The following is a 19,108-nucleotide window of genomic DNA, read 5'->3' as shown; positions in this document are numbered from 1 at the left end:
ATTGTTTGTTACAGTCTACAAGAAAGCGTTAACACTTCATATTTTTTTAAGTTAAAAAACTAATAAACAATTAAATTAAGAGGGTCTTTTGGATTAGAAAAAAATCCCTGAGAATCGTCTTCCCAGGGGAGAATGTTTTATCTTTTTCCTTTAATATAAGGCACGCCATTGGCTTTTGGCGCATCTGCCCGCCCGATAAAGCCGGTTAAAGCGAGAATCGTTAAGACATAAGGAGCCATCAGCATATACACATTTGGTATGTCTTTAAAAAGAGGGAGCAGCGATCCAATGATGCTTAAGCTTTGGGCGAATCCGAAAAACAGGGCGGCCCCCAGTGCTCCGATTGGATGCCATTTTCCGAATACAAGCGCTGCCAGGGCGATAAAACCTTGCCCGGAGATGGTAGAGTGCGTGAAATCAAGCGCAATTGTGGAGGCATATACGCCGCCGCCGAGACCGCCGAACAATCCGCTGATCATCACGCCGACGTAGCGCATTTTATATACGTTGATTCCCATCGTATCGGCCGCCATCGGATGCTCACCGACAGAACGAATACGAAGGCCGAACGGCGTTTTGAACAAGATAAACCAGGAAATAAAGGCAAGTGCTATTGCAAGAATAGACGTATAATAGACATCCGAAAAGAAGATCTTTCCCAAGACGGGAATATCGCCCAAACCGGGGATTTTCGTCTTATAAAAAGGCTCTGGAATTTTGTCTGTCTGCGCTTTGCCGTAGATCAGTTTGACGATAAATAAAGTTGCCCCAAGCGCCAGCATGTTAATGGCGACACCGCTGACTGTCTGGTCGGCGCGAAACGAAATCGCCGCTGCCGCGTGAATCAGTGAAAACAGGGCGCCTGCTGCCATGGCGGCAAGGAGCGAAAGCCAAGGTGCGGCGGCACCTAATTCCGGGCCAAAAAATAAATTAAATAGCACGCTGGTGAACGCCCCGATAATCATGAGGCCTTCTAAGCCGATATTCACCACACCTGATCTCTCGGAAAACACGCCGCCGAGAGCAGTTAAAATAAGCGGGGCCGCATAGACGAGTGTGGCAGGGACAATGATAGATAAAATCTGCACAATGTCCACTTAGTTCGCCCCCTTTTTCTTCAATTTGCCCATGACGAAACGAATCGCATAGCTTGAAGCCACAAACAGAATAATAATAGCAATCACAATATCAACGACCTCTGATGGAACGCCTGATTCAATCGGCATATTTAATGCGCCGATTTTCAGCCCGCCAAGCAGGCATGCTGCCAGTACAACGCCGATGGCTGTGTTTCCCCCGAGAAGAGCGACAGCGATACCGTCAAAGCCTACGCCAGTAAATGCGCCTTTCACTGCGGCGTATTCGAATGTTCCTAGCCCCTCCATGGCTCCGGCAAGGCCTGCAAAAGCGCCGGAGATAAGCATGGAGGTCATGATATTCTTCCGCACGCTCATGCCGGCATACTGGGAAGCGTGCTGGTTAAACCCGACCGCCCGGAGCTCAAATCCTTTTGTAGTTTTGTTGATGATAAACCACATGATAACTGCTGCGAGAAGGGCAACGATGATTCCCAAATGCAGCCGTGAGTAATCGGTGATCTGTTCAAGAAAAGGAGAGCGGAGAGAGGCGGATTCGTGAATTTTCCCCGTCTTGTCCTGATGATCTGTCAAGACGTTTGAAATGATGTAATTGGTCATGTGCAGCGCGATATAATTCATCATAATGGTGACAATGACTTCATGAACGTAAAATCGCGCTTTCAAAATGCCGGGAATAAACCCCCATAATCCTCCTGCAGCTGCCGCTGTAATCAATGCGAGCGGCAAGTGAATATATGCCGGTCCGTCAAACGCCGTACCGACCCAAACCGCTGCTGTCCAGCCGACGAGCAGCTGTCCCTCGACGCCGATATTAAAGAGTCCGGTTCGGAATGCAAAGGCGACAGCCAATCCGGATAAAATATAAGGCGTAATTTGCCGGATTGTTTCTCCGACATAATAGATTTCTCCGAATATCCCATTCCACAAAGCCGAATATCCGCTAGCCACACTGTAGCCGCTCACAAGCATAATCAACGCGCCGGCCGCAAGACCAAGTATGATTGCGATGAGCGGCACGAGTAAATGAGAGAGTCGTTTAACCATTTGCTTTCCCCGCTTCCTTTTGCGTGCTTCCTGCCATCAAGAGACCAAGCTCCTGTTCAGTGGTTTCCTGCGGATTAACGCTGGCGATAATGCGTCCTTCAAAAATAACGGCGATTCTGTCACTGAGATTCATAATTTCTTCAAGCTCAAACGAGAGGAGAAGAACGGCTTTCCCGGCATCACGCTGCTCAATGAGCTTTTTATGGACAAATTCAATCGCTCCGACATCAAGGCCGCGAGTCGGCTGGGCGGCAATTAATAAATCAGGATTTCGGTCTATTTCCCGCCCGATAATCGCTTTTTGCTGGTTTCCGCCTGACAATGCCCGAGCGTGTGTATATTCATCCGGCGTTCTGACGTCGTACTCGCTGATCAGGCTGCGTGCTTTTTTGTACATTTCGCCTTTATGTAAAACGCCCAATGCTGAATACGGCTTTTTGTAATAGCTTTGCAGCAGGATATTCTCTCCGATTGGAAAATCAAGGACGAGACCGTGTTTATGGCGATCCTGAGGAATATGCCCGATCCCGGATTCAGTGATTTTTCTTGGCGTCAGGTTTTGGATCTGTTTTCCGTTTAAGGTGATTGTTCCTGAATCTGTTTTGCGGAGTCCTGTCACCGCTTCGATCAGCTCTGATTGCCCGTTTCCGTCGACGCCTGCTATGCCGACTATTTCTCCCGCTTTGACAGAAAGAGACAAATCTCTGACTGTCTCTATTCCGCGGGTATCCTTTACAGTTATGCCGTCAATCGCAAGCACTTCCGCTCCCGGCTGAGCAGCTCTCTTTTCAGTTTTGAACGATACCTCGCGGCCGATCATTAGACTGGCGAGTTCGTCTTGGTTTGTATCACGGACATCAAGGGTTTTGATGCCTTTTCCTTTACGGATAACCGTAACGCGGTCACAAATCTCCATAATCTCTTTCAGCTTATGGGTGATTAAGATGATGGACTTCCCTTCTTTGACCAGGTTCTTCATAATTTGCATCAGTTCCTTAATTTCATGAGGCGTCAAAACAGCCGTCGGTTCATCAAAAATCAGAATATCGGCACCGCGGTAGAGGGTTTTTAATATTTCTGCGCGCTGTTGCATACCGACTGATATGTCAGCTGCTTTTGCTTCAGGATGGATATGCAGGCCGTATCGATCGGAAATGTCCTGCACCTCTTGGCCAGCACGCTTCCGGTCAATTCTGCCAAACTTCTTTGGCTCCTTCCCGAGAATAATATTTTCAGCAACTGTAAAGGTGTCAACAAGCATAAAGTGCTGGTGCACCATTCCAATTCCAAGGTCATTCGCTTTGTTCGGGCTGTTGATGTGCACCTTCTCGCCGCGCACCCGAATTTCACCCCGCTCCGGCTGATACAGCCCGAAAAGGACATTCATCAATGTTGATTTCCCCGCTCCGTTTTCACCGAGCAACGCGTGTATTTCGCCTTTTTTGACTTGAAGATTGATATTGTCATTGGCGACGATACCTGGAAACTCCTTGCGGATATTGAGCATTTCAATGACATATTCCATTGATTGACCGCTCCTTTATTTCAAAATAAAAGAAAAACAAGGGATAAGGGCTCGACCTCCTTATCCCTGCGATTCTTATTAAGCTTTGAAGGTTTTGAGCTCTTTCTCAGTTGCCGGGACTTCCAATCCGTCGATGATTTTTTTCTTCCATTTATCGACCGCTTTGATCACATCATCCGATAGATTTTGTTTAGATGGAGAAATGCCGACTCCGTCTTGATCAAGCCCGTAGGTAAGTGTTTCGCCGCCCGGGAACTTTCCGTCACTCGCTTTTTTCGTTACATCTTCAACGACTGTATCTACTTTTTTCACCATGGAAGTGAGGGTGACGTTATCATCTGTTCCTTCTACCTGGCCTTCTGCGTATTGGTCTTTATCGACACCGATGACCCAGACATCGCGTTTTGGATCTTCTTTTTTCAGGTTTTTCGCTTCAGTAAAGACGCCTGTGCCAGTGGCGCCCGCAGAGTGATAAATAACATCTACGCCTGATTTATACATGCTTTCGGCGGTTGCTTTGCCGACATCGGCTTTATCGAAACCCCCTGCGTATTTCACTTCTACAACGGCTTTAGGGTTAACTGCTTGCACGCCGGCACGGAAGCCGACCTCGAATTTTTTGATTAACTCTGATTCCATGCCGCCTACAAAGCCGATTTTTCCTGATTTGCTTGATAGGGCTGCGGCCACTCCGACGAGAAATGAGCCTTCCTGCTCTTTAAACGTAATACTTGCGACGTTGTCTTTATCGACAACAGCATCTATAATCGCAAAGTTTGTATTTTTACGCTGGTCAGCAATTTCGCTGATTGAATCCTCCATTAAGTAGCCGACGCCGTAAATTAAGTCAAAATTCTCACGCGCCAATTTATTTAAGTTCGTTGTATAGTCTGCATCAGATTTGGATTGAAGATAGTCGTAACCGTTTTTGCCTTTTTTCAGCCCATTCTCTTTCCCAAAGGCTTGGATGCCTTCCCAGGCTGATTGGTTGAAGGATTTGTCATCCACTCCGCCTACGTCAGTAACCATCGCCACACTGAATTTGTTTTTGCCTTCGCCTGAGCCGCTGCTTTTTTCGCTGTTTCCGCATGCTCCTAATATGGTGCCTGCTGCGATCACAAGTGACATCGCCAATCCGATTTTTCGTTTATTCAAGATATAACCCCCCAGAAAAATTTGGTTCAAAGCTGATCCGGCCAGTCATGTGATGGGCTGTCCTGAACAATTTCTTAGAATCGATAAAATTTTCTGATAATAACAAATGGAATGCGCTGAGACAGTTCTATTCTTCCCTGAATAAGCGTGGTGTGAGTATTTCCTTCGAAAGGCGGGGAAGAGAAGGATGCGGAAGGCGTTCCGGGCGGAAAACCGTGACATCGTTTTCTGAAGTAAGACTTATGACTTAGTTTTTCGGGATCAACTAACCAATCATAATTTATCATTTAACTAATAAGAAATAAATAGAATTTCACATAATTTTTTAAAAAGTATCTATTTTTAGAATTATTTGCTTAAAAATGTGAAAGCCCTTTGTTATTCTTGTATAACTTATCAACAATAGAATCAAGCATCTTGGCAAGAGATATGACAGAAAAACGCACTGCTCAAAGCAAGCAGTGCGTTTTCTTATAGATATTGCTTTATTCCGTTAAGGTTACTGTTGTTGACGTTGTACTGAAACACAGGTCTTCCGATCGTTCCGTACGCCATTTCTACATTCAGAACCTGTATATCTTCAAGAAACTTTAAGTATTTTCGTATGGATACTTGAGAGATTTCAGTGTGCTTTGCCAAGTCTTCTGTCGTAAAAGATTCATTTTCAAATGACTGGATACTGGACCAGATCAGCTTCAGCGTGCTTTTTGTCAGGCCTTTAGGAAGCTGCACTTTTTCTGTTGCTTCTTTCTTTTGAAAAAGCTCGGCGTCCAGTTCTTTTTGGCTCATGTTGCGATGGGTTGAATACACCTTTTGTTTTCGTCTGTAATCAGACAGAGCCGTTTGGAAACGTTCAAATTCAAACGGTTTGATTAAATAATCAACAGCTCCGTACCGAAGTGTTTTCTTGATCACGTCAAGCTCGCTGGCCGCTGAGATGACAATCACGTCAACCGCTTCATTTTGGGCTCTCAATTCCGTCAGCAGTTCCAGCCCGTTTTTTCCCGGCATATAAATATCAAGCAAAATGAGGTCGATATGGTGCTCGCCTAAAATATGCAGAGCGCTTTGAAAGGAAGAAGCGATGCCTTTCAGCTGAAAGCCATCTATTTGGCTTAAGTATCGTTTATTTAATTCACCCACCATGGGGTCATCTTCAACTATTAGTACATTAATCATGATTTTCCTCCTTCGGTTCGTACGGGATGCGAATACTGAATGTCGTTCCTTCATTCTTTTCGCTTGTGAGGATCATTTGGCCTTTTAAATTTTCGATGCTTTGCTGTGTGAAATAAAGGCCGAATCCCCGGTTTTTGCCCTTTGTTGAATAGCCTTGTTCAAATACTTTGGCTTGGTCTTCTTCAGACATGCCTGCTCCAGTATCGGTAATTTCAATATCAAGTATGCTGTTATGGAAGCGCATGGACATGGTGATTTGTTTTTTCGGCATATCGGCAACGGCGTCTAAGCCATTGTTGATGAGATTTCCGATGATTGTAATAAGTTCATGGATGACAGAAGGGTCTGTCGCGTTCGGGATGACACCGTTGCATTCAATATCAAGATTTGCGCCCTGCTCACGTATAAAGCTTTGCTTTCCAAGCAGAAAACCGGCCAGTACGGAGCTTTTGACATCATTTATAATTTCACTTGTTTCTGATTTTTGCTGAATGGCAATATCTTTAATATAATCTCCAAGATCGTCATACTCTTTCAGCTGGACGAGACCTAATATCACATGCAGTTTGTTCATAAATTCATGAGACTGCGCTCTCAGTGCGTTTGCATACATTTTAACACCGGATAGCTGTTCAGCTAAATGTTTTACCTCGGTCTTGTCTCGGAATGTCGCAATCGCTCCGACAGTTTGTCCTTTCAGCTGGATAGGAACTTCATTAAACACAAGCTCCAGCCCGTTAATGCGGACGTCTCTGTCTTGAAGAGGTTTTTTTGTCTCAATGACCTTTTTCAAGCGGCTTTTCGGCAAGATGTCATCTACATCCTGATCAATGGGATTTGTGTTGATGCCCATTTTGACGAATAGGCGTTTTGCTTCCGCGTTGGCAAGTTTAATTTTGCCATGTTCATCGACAGCGAGTATTCCTTCCTTCGTCGATTCCAGCATCGCGCTCCGTTCTTCAAGCAGAGTCGCAATTTCATAAGGTTCAAGTCCGTACATGATATTTTTCACTGTACGGGCGACGATAACGGCTCCGATCACACCGACGAAGATGCTGACGCAAATAATAAAGTAAAGCGGCCGTAAGCTATGGCTGATCACTTCATCAATTTCATTTACGGTGATGCCGACCGCGACTGCACCGACTTGTTTTCCATTCTCCGCGTAGACAGGGACGAACGCTCTCTGCGATTTCCCGAGCGTGCCAGAGGCTGTGCTGATATGGACATGCCCTTTTAATACCTCGGACTCATCACCGCCTCTGAATTTTTTTCCGATTTTGCTCGGGTCAGGATGAGTTTTGCGGATACCGCTCATATCCATGACGACAACAAATTCCGTGCCGGTGATTTTCTGAACCCGCTTTGTGTAGCTCTGCAGTTCCTTTTGTTTTTTCCCGTTTTCTAAAGCAGCGGCTGTCATCGGCGCCTCAGCTACCATTTCAGCAGTCTGTAGCGCAGTGGCCTTTTCCTGATCTCTAATCCGTTTGGTGGTTTGGGCACCGACTGTAAAAAACGTAATGAGCAATGCGATTAATACAACGATACAAACAAATATGGTGAGTCTGGTTTGCAGTTTTAATGTTTTTTTCATATAAAACTTCCTTACGTTTTATGATTCCTGCGTACTACTTTACTCTCAAAATGCTGCTTTGTGAAGATTTGGGACTGTAATTCGTAAAAAGGAGAAAAAATGGAATAATTTATCTTGTCAATGTGTTTTAAGTCCTCCATAATAAATGAGGTAGATTATAGAAAGGGACTTTTTTATATGAAAAATACTTATTTGACAGGATATTTTCCGCTGATTGCGATCCTGCTTTTTAGTTCGTCCTTATCCATCTCAACTTCACTTTATGCGTTGAAGATGCTGTCTTCATTTGGAATGTATGATGGAATGCTCGATTATTTTTCAGAGAAAGGAATCAGGCTTGCGTTATTTGCTGCCTTTGCACTTTTATATTTTATGGTTCTGTCCGCTCTGAAATTAATTGCAAATACCGTGACCGAGCTGTCATTGCTGTTTTTTGCTAATGATCCGGAAGGGAACAACCTGAAAAAACTCAGAATGGGTTCCATGATTTATTTGGGCGGCGGGATTTTATCCTTTGTGCTTTTGCAAAATGTCATTTGGATTGTGATCTGGTTTGCGGTCGTCACGCTCGCTTACTTTGTGTTTACCGTGTACCGGATTTATTCGACGCTTTCTCTCATGTCATTAGTCGGATTCATTCTATTGGAACTGCTGTTTTGGTTTACCTTTGTTATCGGTATTCTGTTCATATTTATCAAGCTTTATAATAGCATAATGGCTAGCTTACCTGTGTAAGCTAGCCATTTCAGCGTTTGGTGGTCAGATTTGCGCTTCGTGCTCTGTACGCAATGAAACGGCGGTAGATTCTCAGGTTTCCGCCGTTTCACAACTTCAAAAGTTTTCAATCACGCTGAATAGATGACAAAATCCTAAAACGAAGCCGTTTTAGGATTTTGTCAACAATCTGTGATGGCTAGCGTCCTAGCCATTTTTTATTTACGGTAAAAATCTTTTTTTAATAGAAGGGGAGGGGAGCATACATTCATTTTTTTTGCCAAACCACTTATAGCGGTTGTTGGCAATGAAAGAATAGACCATATCTCTGACAGGCTTCGGCACTGCGAAAAACAGGACGAAGAGCCGCCATGGGCCTCGCAGATGCCTGAAAACCTTAATGGCTGCAGTTGACTTTGTGTACACTTGGCCGTCTTCAATAAAGACAAAGCTGTCAAACCGATCAGTCGGAAGCCCGCTTTTTTTCAGCAGGCTCTGTCCTGTTTCCGACTGCAGCGATGTGAAAGAAATCAATCCGTCCGGATCACGTTTAATGATAAATTGCACGGCGCCATTGCATAAATTGCAGACACCATCAAACAGCAAAACGCGATTTGGAATTTGTTCTGAAGTCACCCCATATCCCCTCCGATCCTTTAATAAGCAGCTTGCAGCGTTCCTTTCCAGATGGAAAGCTGAGGGCTGATGCTGTGAAGATATTCAACGCTGGTCGGTGTGTCCTTTCCGACCCAGACACCCATTGTATACGTATCAGTCAGGCCGACAAACCACATATCGTGATAATCATTTGATGTTCCGGTTTTACCGCCGATGTAAGGCGCATTGAAATATGCTTTTTTCCCTGTTCCGCTTTTCACCACGGAAGACATCAGTTTTTTCAGCTGCATGTTCGTGCGGACGCTGAATATTTGAGTCGCTTTATCATTCCATTTATAAAGCGTTTTTCCTTTAAGGTCTGTCACCTTTGTAATCGCATGGCTCGGCGTATAGCTTCCGCTGTTTCCGAATGTCGTATAAGCCTTTGTCATCTCAAGAGGCGTCATGCCGTTTGTAAATCCGCCAAGCGCCGCCGGAAGAAGATAGTCACTGTCGACAAGTTTGGCAAAATGATACGGCTCAATATAACTGAATGCCTTTTGGATGCCGACGCGGTCGAGCATTCTAATAGCCGGTGTATTATATGAATTTTTAAACGCCGTATCAAGCGTCACTGTGCCGTAAGTGCGGTTATTGTAGTTTTGCGGACAGTAGTCTTTGCTGCAAAACTTGCTGGCATCAATGGTGCTGCTTGTTGTCGCGCCGGTCTGTTCAATATAAGGGCCGTAATCAAGAAGCGGCTTAATGGAAGACCCCGGCTGCCTGTACGCCTGGTAGGCGCGGTTAAAGTCATATTTTTGATAGTTTTTCCCGCCGGATAGAGCGATGATTTGATGCGTCTGGTGATTAATCACAGCCGCTCCGCCCTGTACGTCCGCATACGGGAGCTTGGAATTCATTTGTGCCACAACTTGATTTTGCATGTACGGATCAAGTGCAGTATAAATTTTCACGCCGTCTTTCATCAGAGTGCTGACTCTTGCGGACAGCTCGTTCTCGATCTTTTCTTTTTGTTTTCCTGATGCTTTTTGAAGGCGTTTATCAAAGCCTTCTGATTCAGACACCAGCTGAGTGAATTCATCATTGACGTAGGAAACGTAGTCAGGATATTTGTCTTCTCTTTTTTCAACATCCAGTTTGATTTTTTGTTTTACGGCTTTTTTCAGCTCTTTGTCCGTAATGACCCCGGCATCTTTTAGCCCTTTAAGCAAACGTTCTTGACGGCTTTTCGTGTAGTCAAAATGCTTGAGAGGATCATATAATGTAGGGTTATTAGGTATAGCACAGATAAAAGCCATTTCTCCCACTGTGAGAGATTTCAGCGGTTTGCTGAAATAGAATTGAGCTGCTGAACCGACGCCATAAACACCATTGTTAAAATAAATGGTATTTAAGTAAGCTTCAAGAATTTCATTTTTCGTATATTTTTTCTCCAGCTGATAGGAATACGCGAGCTCTGTCAGCTTGCGGCTGAAGGAGCGTTCGTGGCTCAAATATAAGTTTCTTGAAAGCTGCTGTGTGATGGTGCTGGCACCCTGGTCAATTTTCTTGTCTTTTACGTTAGAAGCAGTAGCCCGCACCATTCCCATAAAGTCAAAGCCTTTATGCTCGTAAAAATGGCGGTCCTCAGATGTTAAGAAAATCTGTTTGACTTCCTCGGGAATCTTGTTAAATGGAACGAGCACACGGTTTTCGTGGTCGCTGACGATTTCCGAGACAAGGGAGCCGTCCCTGTCATACATGTAGCTGTTCTGAACAAGGCTGATATCTTTCAGATTAATATTTTTATCAAGCACCTGATCCAGGGACTTCATTTGTTTTACTTCTTTTCCGGAAGCGATAACTGTAAATGCAAACAATGGGATTATGCAAAGGAGCAAAATCCATCCGATTATTTTTCGTAACATGGTCACTCTCTTTTCTCCTAAATTCTAGCCATATCGTACCATTCTTTTGAGATTACGAGAAGGTTAAATTTAGAAGATTCCTCAGTTTTTTCTCGGAATCAGCTTGCTTTGGCATAAGAATCTTTCCGAAGTTTCTGCATGATCCAAAGCATGCAGGCGCCGGCGAAAAAGAGAAACGCTGTGACGTAAAAGGTGGCCGAAATGGTAAAGTGGCTCGATATGATTCCGCCGAGCAGAGGCCCGAGCACGTTTCCTAAAAAGCGAAAGCTGACATTGTAGCCGAGAACTTCACCTTGAATGCTGCCGGGAGCCTGAACGCGGATCGCTGCCGTAATGCATGGCAGCAAACCGCCCATCGCCATTCCGAATAAAAATCTGAAAACAAGGAGCACGCTGAGTGAGGACGCGAGCGCCTGCGGAATAAAAAAGAAAGAGGCGGCGAGCAAAAGTCCGATTAAAATGCGGCGGTGGCCGTAGCGGTCGCCCAGATCACCCCATTTTCTAGCCAGCAGCAAACTTCCGAGCCCCGTTGCTGAAAATGCCATGCCGGAGAAAAAGGCAAGATTGACAGGTCCGTGCAGCTCATTTACATATAAAGCGAGCAGGGGCTGGATACTGAAATTGCCTGTTTGAATCAGCATGGTTAACAGCATCATGACCCACAGCGCCGGATGGTGAAAAATATAGGAGAGCACTTCTTTTCTCGAGTAAGACGTACGTTTGGCTGTTTTCTCTGCAAGAGGCTTTTCTTTGACACCAAATAACACGAGAAGAACAGACGAGAAAATCACAAAGGATGTGATAAAAAAGGTATACGTAAAGCCGAAACGATCAGCAAGCATGCCTCCCAAAAGCGGGCCGAACAAGCTTCCGGACACTTGCCCCATTTGCAGCGTGCCGAGTGTTTTGCCAGCTGAGCTCTTCGGAGTCTGTGCCGAAATCATCGCAAGAGATGTCGGGATGAATCCGGTTACAAGACCCATTGCCATACGCAGAAAAAACAATTGGTACACCGATGTAACAAAGCCCATGAAGAAAATGCTGAGGGCAATGCCTGTTCCGGTTGCCATAAGGATTTTCTTGTATCCGCGTTTGTCTCCGAACCGTCCCCAAAACGGGGATACCAAAAACGCCATGAGAAATGTAATGCCGAACACATAGCCGCTCCACCTTTGCACAAAGCCGTTTGAAAAAGAGCTGAGCGTCTCAATGTATAAGGAGAGAAAAGGAACGATCATCGTTGTGCTAGCGGAGACAAAAAAGTTCGCCAGCCACACAATGACAAAGTTTTTCTTACGGATAGAAATAACATCACCTTCTTATTATTTCGGGTTCCTTACTAATTATAAAGAAACGATTCACAATTTAAAAGAAACGAAGCGGCTGGGAAAATTCATTATTTTTAGAAAATGAAGAAATGTCGAGAAGGGGAATTGATATACTATAAAGATAGCATTTTCTGATCGGAGGAAAGGCAGGTGTAAAAAGGTGACGACAAACAGCTTACTCATTATTGATTTCGAATTTACAATGCCTGATGGAAAGTACAGTCCTCAAAACTTCTTCCCGGAAATCATTGAAGCCGGAATTGTAAAGTCGATTGATGATGAAGTGGTTGAGACGTTTTCTAGCTATGTTAGACCGAAAAAGTTCCCGAAGCTTACGAAACGATGCAAATCATTTTTAAAAATAACCCAAAAACAGGTAGACGAAGGAATGAGATTCGAGGATTTCATCCGTAAACTAAACGAGCTGGATCCTGAGAAAAACAGCACAATTATTACGTGGGGAAACATGGATATGAAAGTGCTGAAGCAAAACTGTATGTTTAACCATATCCCTTTCCCGTTTAAGGGAGAAATGAGAGATTTATCGCTTGAATACAAAAACTTTTTTGGAGACCGGACATTGACGGGTTTATGGAAAGCTGCCGAAGAGTATGGAGATTCCGGAACCGGCACCCATCATAAAGCGCTTGATGATGCCCTTACAGCATATAAACTTTTTAAGCTTGTTGAGCAGGATAAGCAGTATCTCGAAAAGCCAAAACCGCCCACAATCGGCGAAAGAATCGATTTAACCGAACTGTTGAAGCGCGCGACGTGAAAAACCCAATCTTTTGTCAGACTGGGTTATGGCAGGTTAAAATATTCTTTTTCTAAAATGTCCAGATTATGAAGGGAGCGCTTTGCCCACTCCGAACCATCCTCATTCAATTTGGCTCTCATCTGTGCTGTCGCCTCTCGCAGAGATTCGGTATAATCCGGCACTTCACCGTCATAAGGCTTCACCATATGGTGGGGGATATTGGTCTGTTCACCATGTGCGAGCGCTTTTCTCTCATGAAAAAATGGCACATCCGCCTGTTTTGGATGATGAAGGTCTCCCTGAGCGGGATGGGTAAGAACCGCTTTCACTTTCACTAAATAATGCTGCGGCCTGCAAGCCGTGATTTCTCCTATGTATACACCTGTTTTGTAAAATCCTTTAACGATAGAGCCTGTCTCAAACGTGCTCATCTGTCATCACCTCGCATTTATTCTATTAAAGTTCCAATCGATTTGCTAGTGAGGAAGATCAGCGGGAAGCTTAATGGTCACCGTAGTGCCTTTTTGGAAGCTGCTGTTAAATGAAATGGTCCCGTGATGATGTTCAATAATGGAAAAGGTTACGGTGAGGCCGAGTCCCGTTCCGTTCGTTTTTAAGGAATAATAAGGTTCGCCGAGTTTTTGCATTTGATGGTCTGTCATCCCGACCCCATTGTCTGTGATGTTGATCATGATCGTATGGCCGTTTCTTTTGGCTGATATGTGGATCATCCCCTTACCGTGAGGAACCGCTTCAATACTGTTTTTCATCAGGTTGATGACAGCCTGCTTCAGCTTTGTTGCGTCTCCGTATATCAAAAGGTCCGGTTCTGTTTCAGCCTCGACGGTTACTGACTTGTAATTGGCGTACGACACCATAAGGGAGCTTGTCTCTTTGATAAGGGCAGATAGGTCAAAAACCTCTTTTTCGTATAATTGCTGTTTGGCCATATCGAGATAGTTTGTAATAATGCCTTGCGCCCGGTCAAGCTCTGACAGTACAAGCTTTTTGTAATCTGCACTCGACTTGTTTTGTAAGGTTTCATCATTAAAAAGCAGCTGGACAAACCCGCGGACAACTGTCAGCGGATTCCTGACCTCATGAGCGACGCTCGCTGCCAGTTCACTCACAATCGTCATTTTTTCAGAATGGATAAGCTGTGAGCGCAGGGCGATATTTTCGGCGATGCTTTCGATAATATAGATGCTTAATAGAAGAACACTGGAGCGGAAAAGCCCTGAGACTGCCGCCTCGTAAACGAAAATTCCTGATTTTTGAAAATTTAAAATATTCAAGGCGGAAAGAATCCAGCTTGAGGCGAAAAATAGGAAAATCTCCACGCAGCTGATCAATAAAGACAGCAGCAGTTTTTTCGCTTTGGACATGAATGGCCATTTTTTCTGAAATAAGATTGGGATAATGATAAGAAAAGGCAGCAAAGTGAAAACAAACATTGCGGAAGGTTCGTAAAAAAGCAGTTCAAAACATAGGACAGATGCGGCGACTGTAAGTCCGGAAGCGGTACTAATGTAAAATAAACAAATGATAACGGGAATCATCTGAAGGCCGTATTGTATGTAGTCCATTTCATGAATCGGGAAAATAATGCATAAAACGGAGGCGCCGCAGGCGAAGAGCGTGACCAAACCGCTGTTTATTTTTGGCACAAGAATCGCAGGTTTTCCAAGCCAAAACACTTGGTAAAGAAGAATAGGAAACAAAATAAAGCAGATGTGCAGAAGATAGTCTTTTAGAATTTCCATTCGTGTGAAATCCTTTCGTATAAAATATGAATCTATTATAACACTAATTATTAGAAGTAAAATATAAAATTCCTTTATTAAGAACGCCTTTACAAATGAAGACGTAAAGGCGTTTAACAGCTATATTTACGATAATGCGGCTTTGATGCGGCGCAGGCCGTCCTGCAGGGTTGCAAGAGAGCATCCTGCGTTCAGGCGCATAAATCCTTCTCCGCCAGGCCCGTATTTCGTCCCGGGCTCTAAAATAACTTTTCCTTTTTTTAGCATTCTTTGCTGAAGCTCTGCATCGGACAAGCCGTAAGCGCTGAAGTCGAGCCAAATCAAGTATGATGCATCCGGCTTCATCATTTTGACCTTTGGCAGCTCGGTGCTCAAAAAGGCTTCCGCTTCGTTCATGTTTCTCTCAATGTAAGAGATCAATCCATCAAGCCACGGTCCCCCTTTTGAATACGCGGCTTCGATTGCAGTGACGGCAAACGCGTTCAGTCCGCCTAAACCATTGCGCTGAAGGCTTGCGGAAAACTTGGCGCGCTTCAGGCGATCCGGAATAATGATTGCTGAAGCCTGCAATCCGGCGATATTAAATGTTTTGCTTGGAGCAGCACATGTCACAGAAATATCAGCGAAATCGTCAGAGAGCGAAGCGAACGGCGTGTGTATGTGTCCGTACAGCATTAAATCAGAATGGATTTCATCCGATACAACTGTGACGCCATGCTCAAGGCACAATTCGCCTAGCTTCAGTAAGTCTTCCCGGCCCCATGAACGCCCAGAAGGGTTATGAGGATTGCATAAAATAAACAATGTAACACTTGGGTCACTAAGCTTCGTCTCCAAATCTTCAAAATCCATTGCATATGCGCCGTCTTTTTCTAGCAGCGGATTATGTAAAATGTGCCGGCCGTTTTTCTCCACCATATGGTAAAAAGGCGTATAAACTGGAGGCTGAACAACTACTTGATCGCCCGGCTCCGTAAAAGCTTGTACCGCCATGCTCAAAGCCGTTACAACGCCGGGGCTGAATGTGATGCTTTCCGGATTCACCTTCCAGCCGTGCCTGTTTTGCATCCATCCGCACACAGCATCCCTCGTTTTTTGATCTGGAGTTGTATAACCAAAAATACCGTGGTCAAGACGCTCTTTTAACGCTTCAGTTATCGCTTCTGGCGCGCGAAAATCCATATCCGCCACCCACATCGGGAGTGCGTCTGTCACGCCAAATAATTCGCCTGTTTTGTCCCATTTGACCGATTGGGTGCCAAGGCGTTCTTCTCGTTTATCAAAGTTCATTCTGTTACCCCCTCATGTATGTTTATTCTTCTAAGCTTCACTATGATAAGATAGAACTGCAAATTTTATTATAAGCGGTGATGAATATGGAAGAAAGTCAAGCGGTCAGGGAAATGATTAAGATCATTGCCAAATGGGACCCGTTTAAATATGGAGAAGAGTTTTACGAAACGGAGGCTGTTGATGTCGTGCAGGCAGTCTATGATGAAGACGATCCCGACGTGCTGGCGAAAAGCATTCAGCAAATATTTGAAACTTCTTTTGAACAAACGCTGCCGATCGCCAGCTGCCGGGAAGTGGCTGGCCAGCTTTTATTCATTAAAAACAGCAGCTCCTGCACGCCTTAAAAAAACCGGTTCAGCACCGGTTTTTTTAATTGATAAAATCAGCAATGTGTTCAGAAACAAGTTCAGGCCGTTCTTCAGGCACCAGATGTCCGGTCTGGCCAAGTGAGTACAGCACGGAATTAGGCAAATCTGCGTGCAGCCGTTTACCGATCTCCATTGGGACAATTCGATCCTCCTCGCCCCAAATCAATAAAGCAGGCTTGTTCATTTTCTTCAATTGCTCGGGTTCTAAATCTCCTTCTCTGTGGCGGATAAACCTTGTCATGGCTTTGAAAATCTGCTCGTCCTGAAACGGTCTGCCATAGCCGTCAATCATCTCCTCATCAATCAGCGATTTATCATGCACCACATTTAATAAATTTTTCATCACGCCTTCTTTCGAGAGCCAGCGTTTGATGTAAAGATGAAAATACGGGATATGGGTCCCGAAAATAATCGTCGGGTGTGAACGTTTTAAATACCCTGAACTGCAAAGCAGCACAACCTTTGAAAAAAGCTCAGGTTTTTGGAGAGCAGCAGACAGCGATATCTGCCCGCCCATAGAATGCCCGACAAGCACAGCCTGTTTCACTTGCAAGTGCTCCAAAATCCCAATGACAAGCTTAGCAAGGTTTTGATAGGTATAGATAAACGTTCTTGATTTTTCAGATTGGCCGAAAGGAGGCAAATCAAGCGCGATGATGTCGTACTTGTCCCGAAGGAGAGGAATTACTTTTCTGAAGCTGAATGCAGATGATAAAAAACCGTGTACGCAGACCAGCGTTTGCCTGCCGGGATTTTGATAATGTTCGTAGTATACATTGACTCCATCGACCATAAACCGCCTTATTGGTGAAACCGCCTCCATTCTGTGTCACTCCCTTTTTTTGATGGTTGTATTATGCCCTGAAATTGTAAATTCTAGCGGAAGTTTCTCCTCGTTTTTTCTTAGCATTCGTCAAAAAACGTGATATAATGTCATGAGATTTCTTGACATTGCAAAGGTGTGAATCAAATGAAATTGACAGAAAAAGAAACAGAAATATTAGAAATTTTAGACGAAAACAGCCGCGCCGATTTAGAAACAATCGCAAAGATGGCGGGCATCCCTGTAAATGAAGTAAAAACAATTATTGACAAACTGGAGAAAGAAAAGGTTATTATCGATTATTCCGCTATGATTGATTGGCGAAAAGTAGACGGACATGAGGGCGTTACGGCCATGATCGACGTCAAAGTAACGCCGAAGCGGGGCGTCGGTTTTGATGAAGTGGCGGAACGGATTTACCGATTCCAAGAGGTTGAATCAGTTTACCTGATGTCAGGCGTATACGATTTGTCTGTCGTGATTCGCGGCAATTCGATGTCTGACGTAGCGCGTTTTGTTTCGGATAAACTGTCAACGCTTGATTCAGTTGTATCTACGACAACCCATTTTATCCTGAAAAAATACAAGCATGACGGCAAAGTGTTTGAAACAGGAGACGACGACAAAAGAATCGTGGTGTCACCGTAAATGACTTCGTATTTATCAGACTATGTACAACAAATAAAACCATCCGGCATCCGCAAATTCTTTGATTTGGCGGCAACGATGGAAGGCGTCATTTCTTTAGGCGTCGGCGAGCCTGATTTTGTTACCGCGTGGAATGTCCGCGAAGCAAGCATTCTCTCTCTTGAACAAGGATATACGTCATACACGGCCAATGCGGGTTTATACTCATTGCGGGAGGAAATCAGCCGTTATTTGAGCAACAGGTTTGATCTTAGCTACTCGCCAGATAATGAGCTGATTGTGACAGTGGGGGCAAGTCAGGCTTTGGATATTGCGATCCGCGCCATTGTGAATCCAGGTGAGGAAGTCATCATTCCTGAGCCGTGTTTTGTGGCGTATGATGCGCTTGTTTCTTTGGCAGGCGGTATCCCGGTTCACGTTCATACAACGGCAGACAAAGGATTTAAAGCAACGGCTGCTGATTTTGAAGCGGCAGTCACTGAAAAAACAAAGGCCATTCTCATCTGCTCACCATCGAATCCGACAGGTTCGGTTTATTCGAAGGAAGAGCTGAATGAGATTGCTGAGTTTGCCAAAAAACATGATGTCATCGTCTTAGCCGACGAGATCTACGCGGAGCTGACATATGATGAGGAATTTACAAGTATAGCGGCATTACCGGGAATGAAGGAACGGACGGTAGTCATCTCAGGCTTTTCAAAAGCATTTGCAATGACGGGCTGGAGGCTCGGTTTTGCCGCGGCACCATCCTTGCTTCGGGATGCCATGCTTAAAATTCATCAATATGCGATGATGTGTGCGCCCGCAATGGCGCAGTTTGCCGCCCTTGAAGGCCTGAAGAACGGCATGGAAGACGTAGAAAAAATGAAAAAAAGCTATCGAAGAAGACGGAATCTGTTTGTAGAATCGCTCAATGAAATCGGTCTCAGCTGTCATCATCCGGGCGGCGCTTTCTATGCTTTTCCATCAATTAAAAGCACGGGGATGAGTTCAGAACAGTTTGCCGAGGAGCTTCTTACGCAGGAAAAAGTGGCAGTTGTTCCTGGAAGTGTGTTTGGTCCGAGCGGTGAGGGATATATCCGTTGTTCATACGCAACCTCGATTGAACAGCTTCAAGAAGCGTTAGTCAGAATGAAACGCTTCCTGCACAAAACAACATAAAAAAAGATACGAACCTTTTGTTCGCATCCAATAAAAGGGGGGAATACTAGAAAGCCTTTGGTATTTTCAGTTTACCCCCTTTTTGCTGTGCATAAACCTGATTTTTTTATGAAAAAGTTTTCTTTGCG

At 44.6% G+C, this 19,108-nt stretch carries 19 protein-coding genes; 6 read left to right on the top strand and 13 right to left on the bottom strand.

Going from position 1 to position 19,108, the window contains the following annotated elements:
• Positions 1-137: 137 nt before the first annotated feature.
• From nupQ to maeL, 6 genes are all read right to left on the bottom strand, one after another.
• Positions 138-1,097, bottom strand: a complete 960-nt coding sequence (gene nupQ / locus MKX38_RS16065) for a guanosine ABC transporter permease NupQ (RefSeq protein WP_029318494.1) — start codon at positions 1,095-1,097, stop codon at positions 138-140.
• Positions 1,098-2,144 carry a guanosine ABC transporter permease NupP gene (gene nupP / locus MKX38_RS16060; RefSeq protein ID WP_029318495.1) on the bottom strand — a complete coding sequence of 349 codons (1,047 nt, stop codon included), beginning with the start codon at positions 2,142-2,144 and terminating at the stop codon, positions 1,098-1,100.
• Positions 2,137-3,669, bottom strand: a complete 1,533-nt coding sequence (gene nupO, locus MKX38_RS16055; RefSeq protein WP_339187699.1) for a guanosine ABC transporter ATP-binding protein NupO — start codon at positions 3,667-3,669, stop codon at positions 2,137-2,139. Before nupO ends, nupP begins: the two co-directional genes overlap by 8 nt.
• A 78-nt stretch (positions 3,670-3,747) precedes the next feature.
• Entirely contained in the window at positions 3,748-4,824 is a 1,077-nt protein-coding gene (gene nupN / locus MKX38_RS16050) for a guanosine ABC transporter substrate-binding protein NupN (protein ID WP_041332982.1), read from the bottom strand.
• A 471-nt stretch (positions 4,825-5,295) separates the two neighbouring features.
• Positions 5,296-6,003 carry a two-component system response regulator MaeM gene (gene maeM / locus MKX38_RS16045; protein WP_014477821.1) on the bottom strand — a complete coding sequence of 236 codons (708 nt, stop codon included), beginning with the start codon at positions 6,001-6,003 and terminating at the stop codon, positions 5,296-5,298.
• The gene (gene maeL, locus MKX38_RS16040) at positions 5,996-7,597 is read right to left on the bottom strand and encodes a two-component system sensor histidine kinase MaeL (RefSeq protein ID WP_339187696.1); all 1,602 of its coding nucleotides are present in this window, start codon (positions 7,595-7,597) and stop codon (positions 5,996-5,998) included. The genes maeM and maeL overlap by 8 nt, the downstream gene beginning before the upstream one ends.
• A gap of 177 nt (positions 7,598-7,774) precedes the next feature.
• Between maeL and MKX38_RS16035 the strand changes: the two genes are divergently transcribed.
• On the top strand, positions 7,775-8,332 hold the full coding sequence (locus MKX38_RS16035) for a YufK family protein (RefSeq protein WP_003228837.1): 558 nt from the start codon (positions 7,775-7,777) through the stop codon (positions 8,330-8,332).
• A 201-nt stretch (positions 8,333-8,533) separates the two neighbouring features.
• Here MKX38_RS16035 and MKX38_RS16030 read toward each other — a convergent pair whose 3' ends face one another.
• The 3 genes from MKX38_RS16030 to MKX38_RS16020 form a co-directional block, all read right to left on the bottom strand.
• Positions 8,534-8,947, bottom strand: coding sequence for a thiol-disulfide oxidoreductase DCC family protein (locus tag MKX38_RS16030; RefSeq protein ID WP_015384506.1), 414 nt, complete (start codon positions 8,945-8,947; stop codon positions 8,534-8,536).
• 20 nt (positions 8,948-8,967) lie between these two features.
• Positions 8,968-10,842 carry a transglycosylase domain-containing protein gene (locus MKX38_RS16025; RefSeq protein ID WP_072175137.1) on the bottom strand — a complete coding sequence of 625 codons (1,875 nt, stop codon included), beginning with the start codon at positions 10,840-10,842 and terminating at the stop codon, positions 8,968-8,970.
• 92 nt (positions 10,843-10,934) lie between these two features.
• Positions 10,935-12,113, bottom strand: a complete 1,179-nt coding sequence (locus tag MKX38_RS16020) for a multidrug efflux MFS transporter (protein WP_015251341.1) — start codon at positions 12,111-12,113, stop codon at positions 10,935-10,937.
• Between MKX38_RS16020 and MKX38_RS16015 the strand changes: the two genes are divergently transcribed.
• Entirely contained in the window at positions 12,046-12,249 is a 204-nt protein-coding gene (locus tag MKX38_RS16015; RefSeq protein WP_003243502.1) for a hypothetical protein, read from the top strand. The genes MKX38_RS16020 and MKX38_RS16015 overlap by 68 nt on opposite strands.
• A 75-nt stretch (positions 12,250-12,324) precedes the next feature.
• Entirely contained in the window at positions 12,325-12,942 is a 618-nt protein-coding gene (gene kapD / locus MKX38_RS16010) for a 3'-5' exonuclease KapD (protein WP_003228846.1), read from the top strand.
• 26 nt (positions 12,943-12,968) lie between these two features.
• On the opposite strand, the gene kapB is transcribed toward kapD, so the two are convergent.
• The 3 genes from kapB to patB form a co-directional block, all read right to left on the bottom strand.
• Positions 12,969-13,355, bottom strand: coding sequence for a kinase-associated lipoprotein KapB (gene kapB / locus MKX38_RS16005; RefSeq protein WP_187956691.1), 387 nt, complete (start codon positions 13,353-13,355; stop codon positions 12,969-12,971).
• A gap of 45 nt (positions 13,356-13,400) precedes the next feature.
• A complete protein-coding gene (gene kinB, locus MKX38_RS16000; RefSeq protein WP_003228853.1) occupies positions 13,401-14,687 on the bottom strand; it encodes a sporulation sensor histidine kinase KinB in 1,287 nt (428 codons plus the stop codon).
• Positions 14,688-14,813: 126 nt separating this feature from the next.
• Positions 14,814-15,977 (bottom strand): cystathionine beta-lyase PatB, encoded by a 1,164-nt coding sequence (patB, locus tag MKX38_RS15995; protein ID WP_029725858.1) that lies wholly within the window; start codon positions 15,975-15,977, stop codon positions 14,814-14,816.
• A gap of 86 nt (positions 15,978-16,063) precedes the next feature.
• Between patB and MKX38_RS15990 the strand changes: the two genes are divergently transcribed.
• On the top strand, positions 16,064-16,324 hold the full coding sequence (locus MKX38_RS15990; protein ID WP_032722422.1) for a YugE family protein: 261 nt from the start codon (positions 16,064-16,066) through the stop codon (positions 16,322-16,324).
• Positions 16,325-16,349: 25 nt separating this feature from the next.
• Here MKX38_RS15990 and MKX38_RS15985 read toward each other — a convergent pair whose 3' ends face one another.
• Positions 16,350-17,171, bottom strand: coding sequence for an alpha/beta hydrolase (locus tag MKX38_RS15985; RefSeq protein WP_019712492.1), 822 nt, complete (start codon positions 17,169-17,171; stop codon positions 16,350-16,352).
• Between the two features lie 147 nt (positions 17,172-17,318).
• Here MKX38_RS15985 and MKX38_RS15980 point away from each other — a divergent pair, with 147 nt between their 5' ends.
• Complete coding sequence (locus tag MKX38_RS15980) at positions 17,319-17,819, top strand: Lrp/AsnC family transcriptional regulator (protein WP_009968070.1); 501 nt, start codon at positions 17,319-17,321, stop codon at positions 17,817-17,819.
• The gene (locus tag MKX38_RS15975; RefSeq protein ID WP_003228862.1) at positions 17,820-18,980 is read left to right on the top strand and encodes an aminotransferase; all 1,161 of its coding nucleotides are present in this window, start codon (positions 17,820-17,822) and stop codon (positions 18,978-18,980) included. It begins immediately after the preceding gene.
• Positions 18,981-19,108: the final 128 nt, after the last annotated feature.

Source organism: Bacillus sp. FSL M8-0025 (assembly GCF_037975475.1).
Taxonomy (GTDB): domain Bacteria; phylum Bacillota; class Bacilli; order Bacillales; family Bacillaceae; genus Bacillus; species Bacillus subtilis.
This window is presented reverse-complemented; position numbering and strand designations above follow the sequence as displayed.

Coding starts and splice junctions, on each gene's coding strand:
- MKX38_RS15985 (WP_019712492.1), bottom strand. CDS start 17,171: ATGGAGGCGGTTTCACCAATAAGGCGGTTTATGGTCGATGGAGTCAAT.
- MKX38_RS15975 (WP_003228862.1), top strand. CDS start 17,820: ATGACTTCGTATTTATCAGACTATGTACAACAAATAAAACCATCCGGC.
- MKX38_RS15980 (WP_009968070.1), top strand. CDS start 17,319: ATGAAATTGACAGAAAAAGAAACAGAAATATTAGAAATTTTAGACGAA.
- MKX38_RS16035 (WP_003228837.1), top strand. CDS start 7,775: ATGAAAAATACTTATTTGACAGGATATTTTCCGCTGATTGCGATCCTG.
- kinB (WP_003228853.1), bottom strand. CDS start 14,687: ATGGAAATTCTAAAAGACTATCTTCTGCACATCTGCTTTATTTTGTTT.
- nupP (WP_029318495.1), bottom strand. CDS start 2,144: ATGGTTAAACGACTCTCTCATTTACTCGTGCCGCTCATCGCAATCATA.
- maeL (WP_339187696.1), bottom strand. CDS start 7,597: ATGAAAAAAACATTAAAACTGCAAACCAGACTCACCATATTTGTTTGT.
- maeM (WP_014477821.1), bottom strand. CDS start 6,003: ATGATTAATGTACTAATAGTTGAAGATGACCCCATGGTGGGTGAATTA.
- patB (WP_029725858.1), bottom strand. CDS start 15,977: ATGAACTTTGATAAACGAGAAGAACGCCTTGGCACCCAATCGGTCAAA.
- kapB (WP_187956691.1), bottom strand. CDS start 13,355: ATGAGCACGTTTGAGACAGGCTCTATCGTTAAAGGATTTTACAAAACA.
- MKX38_RS15990 (WP_032722422.1), top strand. CDS start 16,064: ATGGAAGAAAGTCAAGCGGTCAGGGAAATGATTAAGATCATTGCCAAA.
- nupO (WP_339187699.1), bottom strand. CDS start 3,669: ATGGAATATGTCATTGAAATGCTCAATATCCGCAAGGAGTTTCCAGGT.
- MKX38_RS16015 (WP_003243502.1), top strand. CDS start 12,046: ATGTATAAGGAGAGAAAAGGAACGATCATCGTTGTGCTAGCGGAGACA.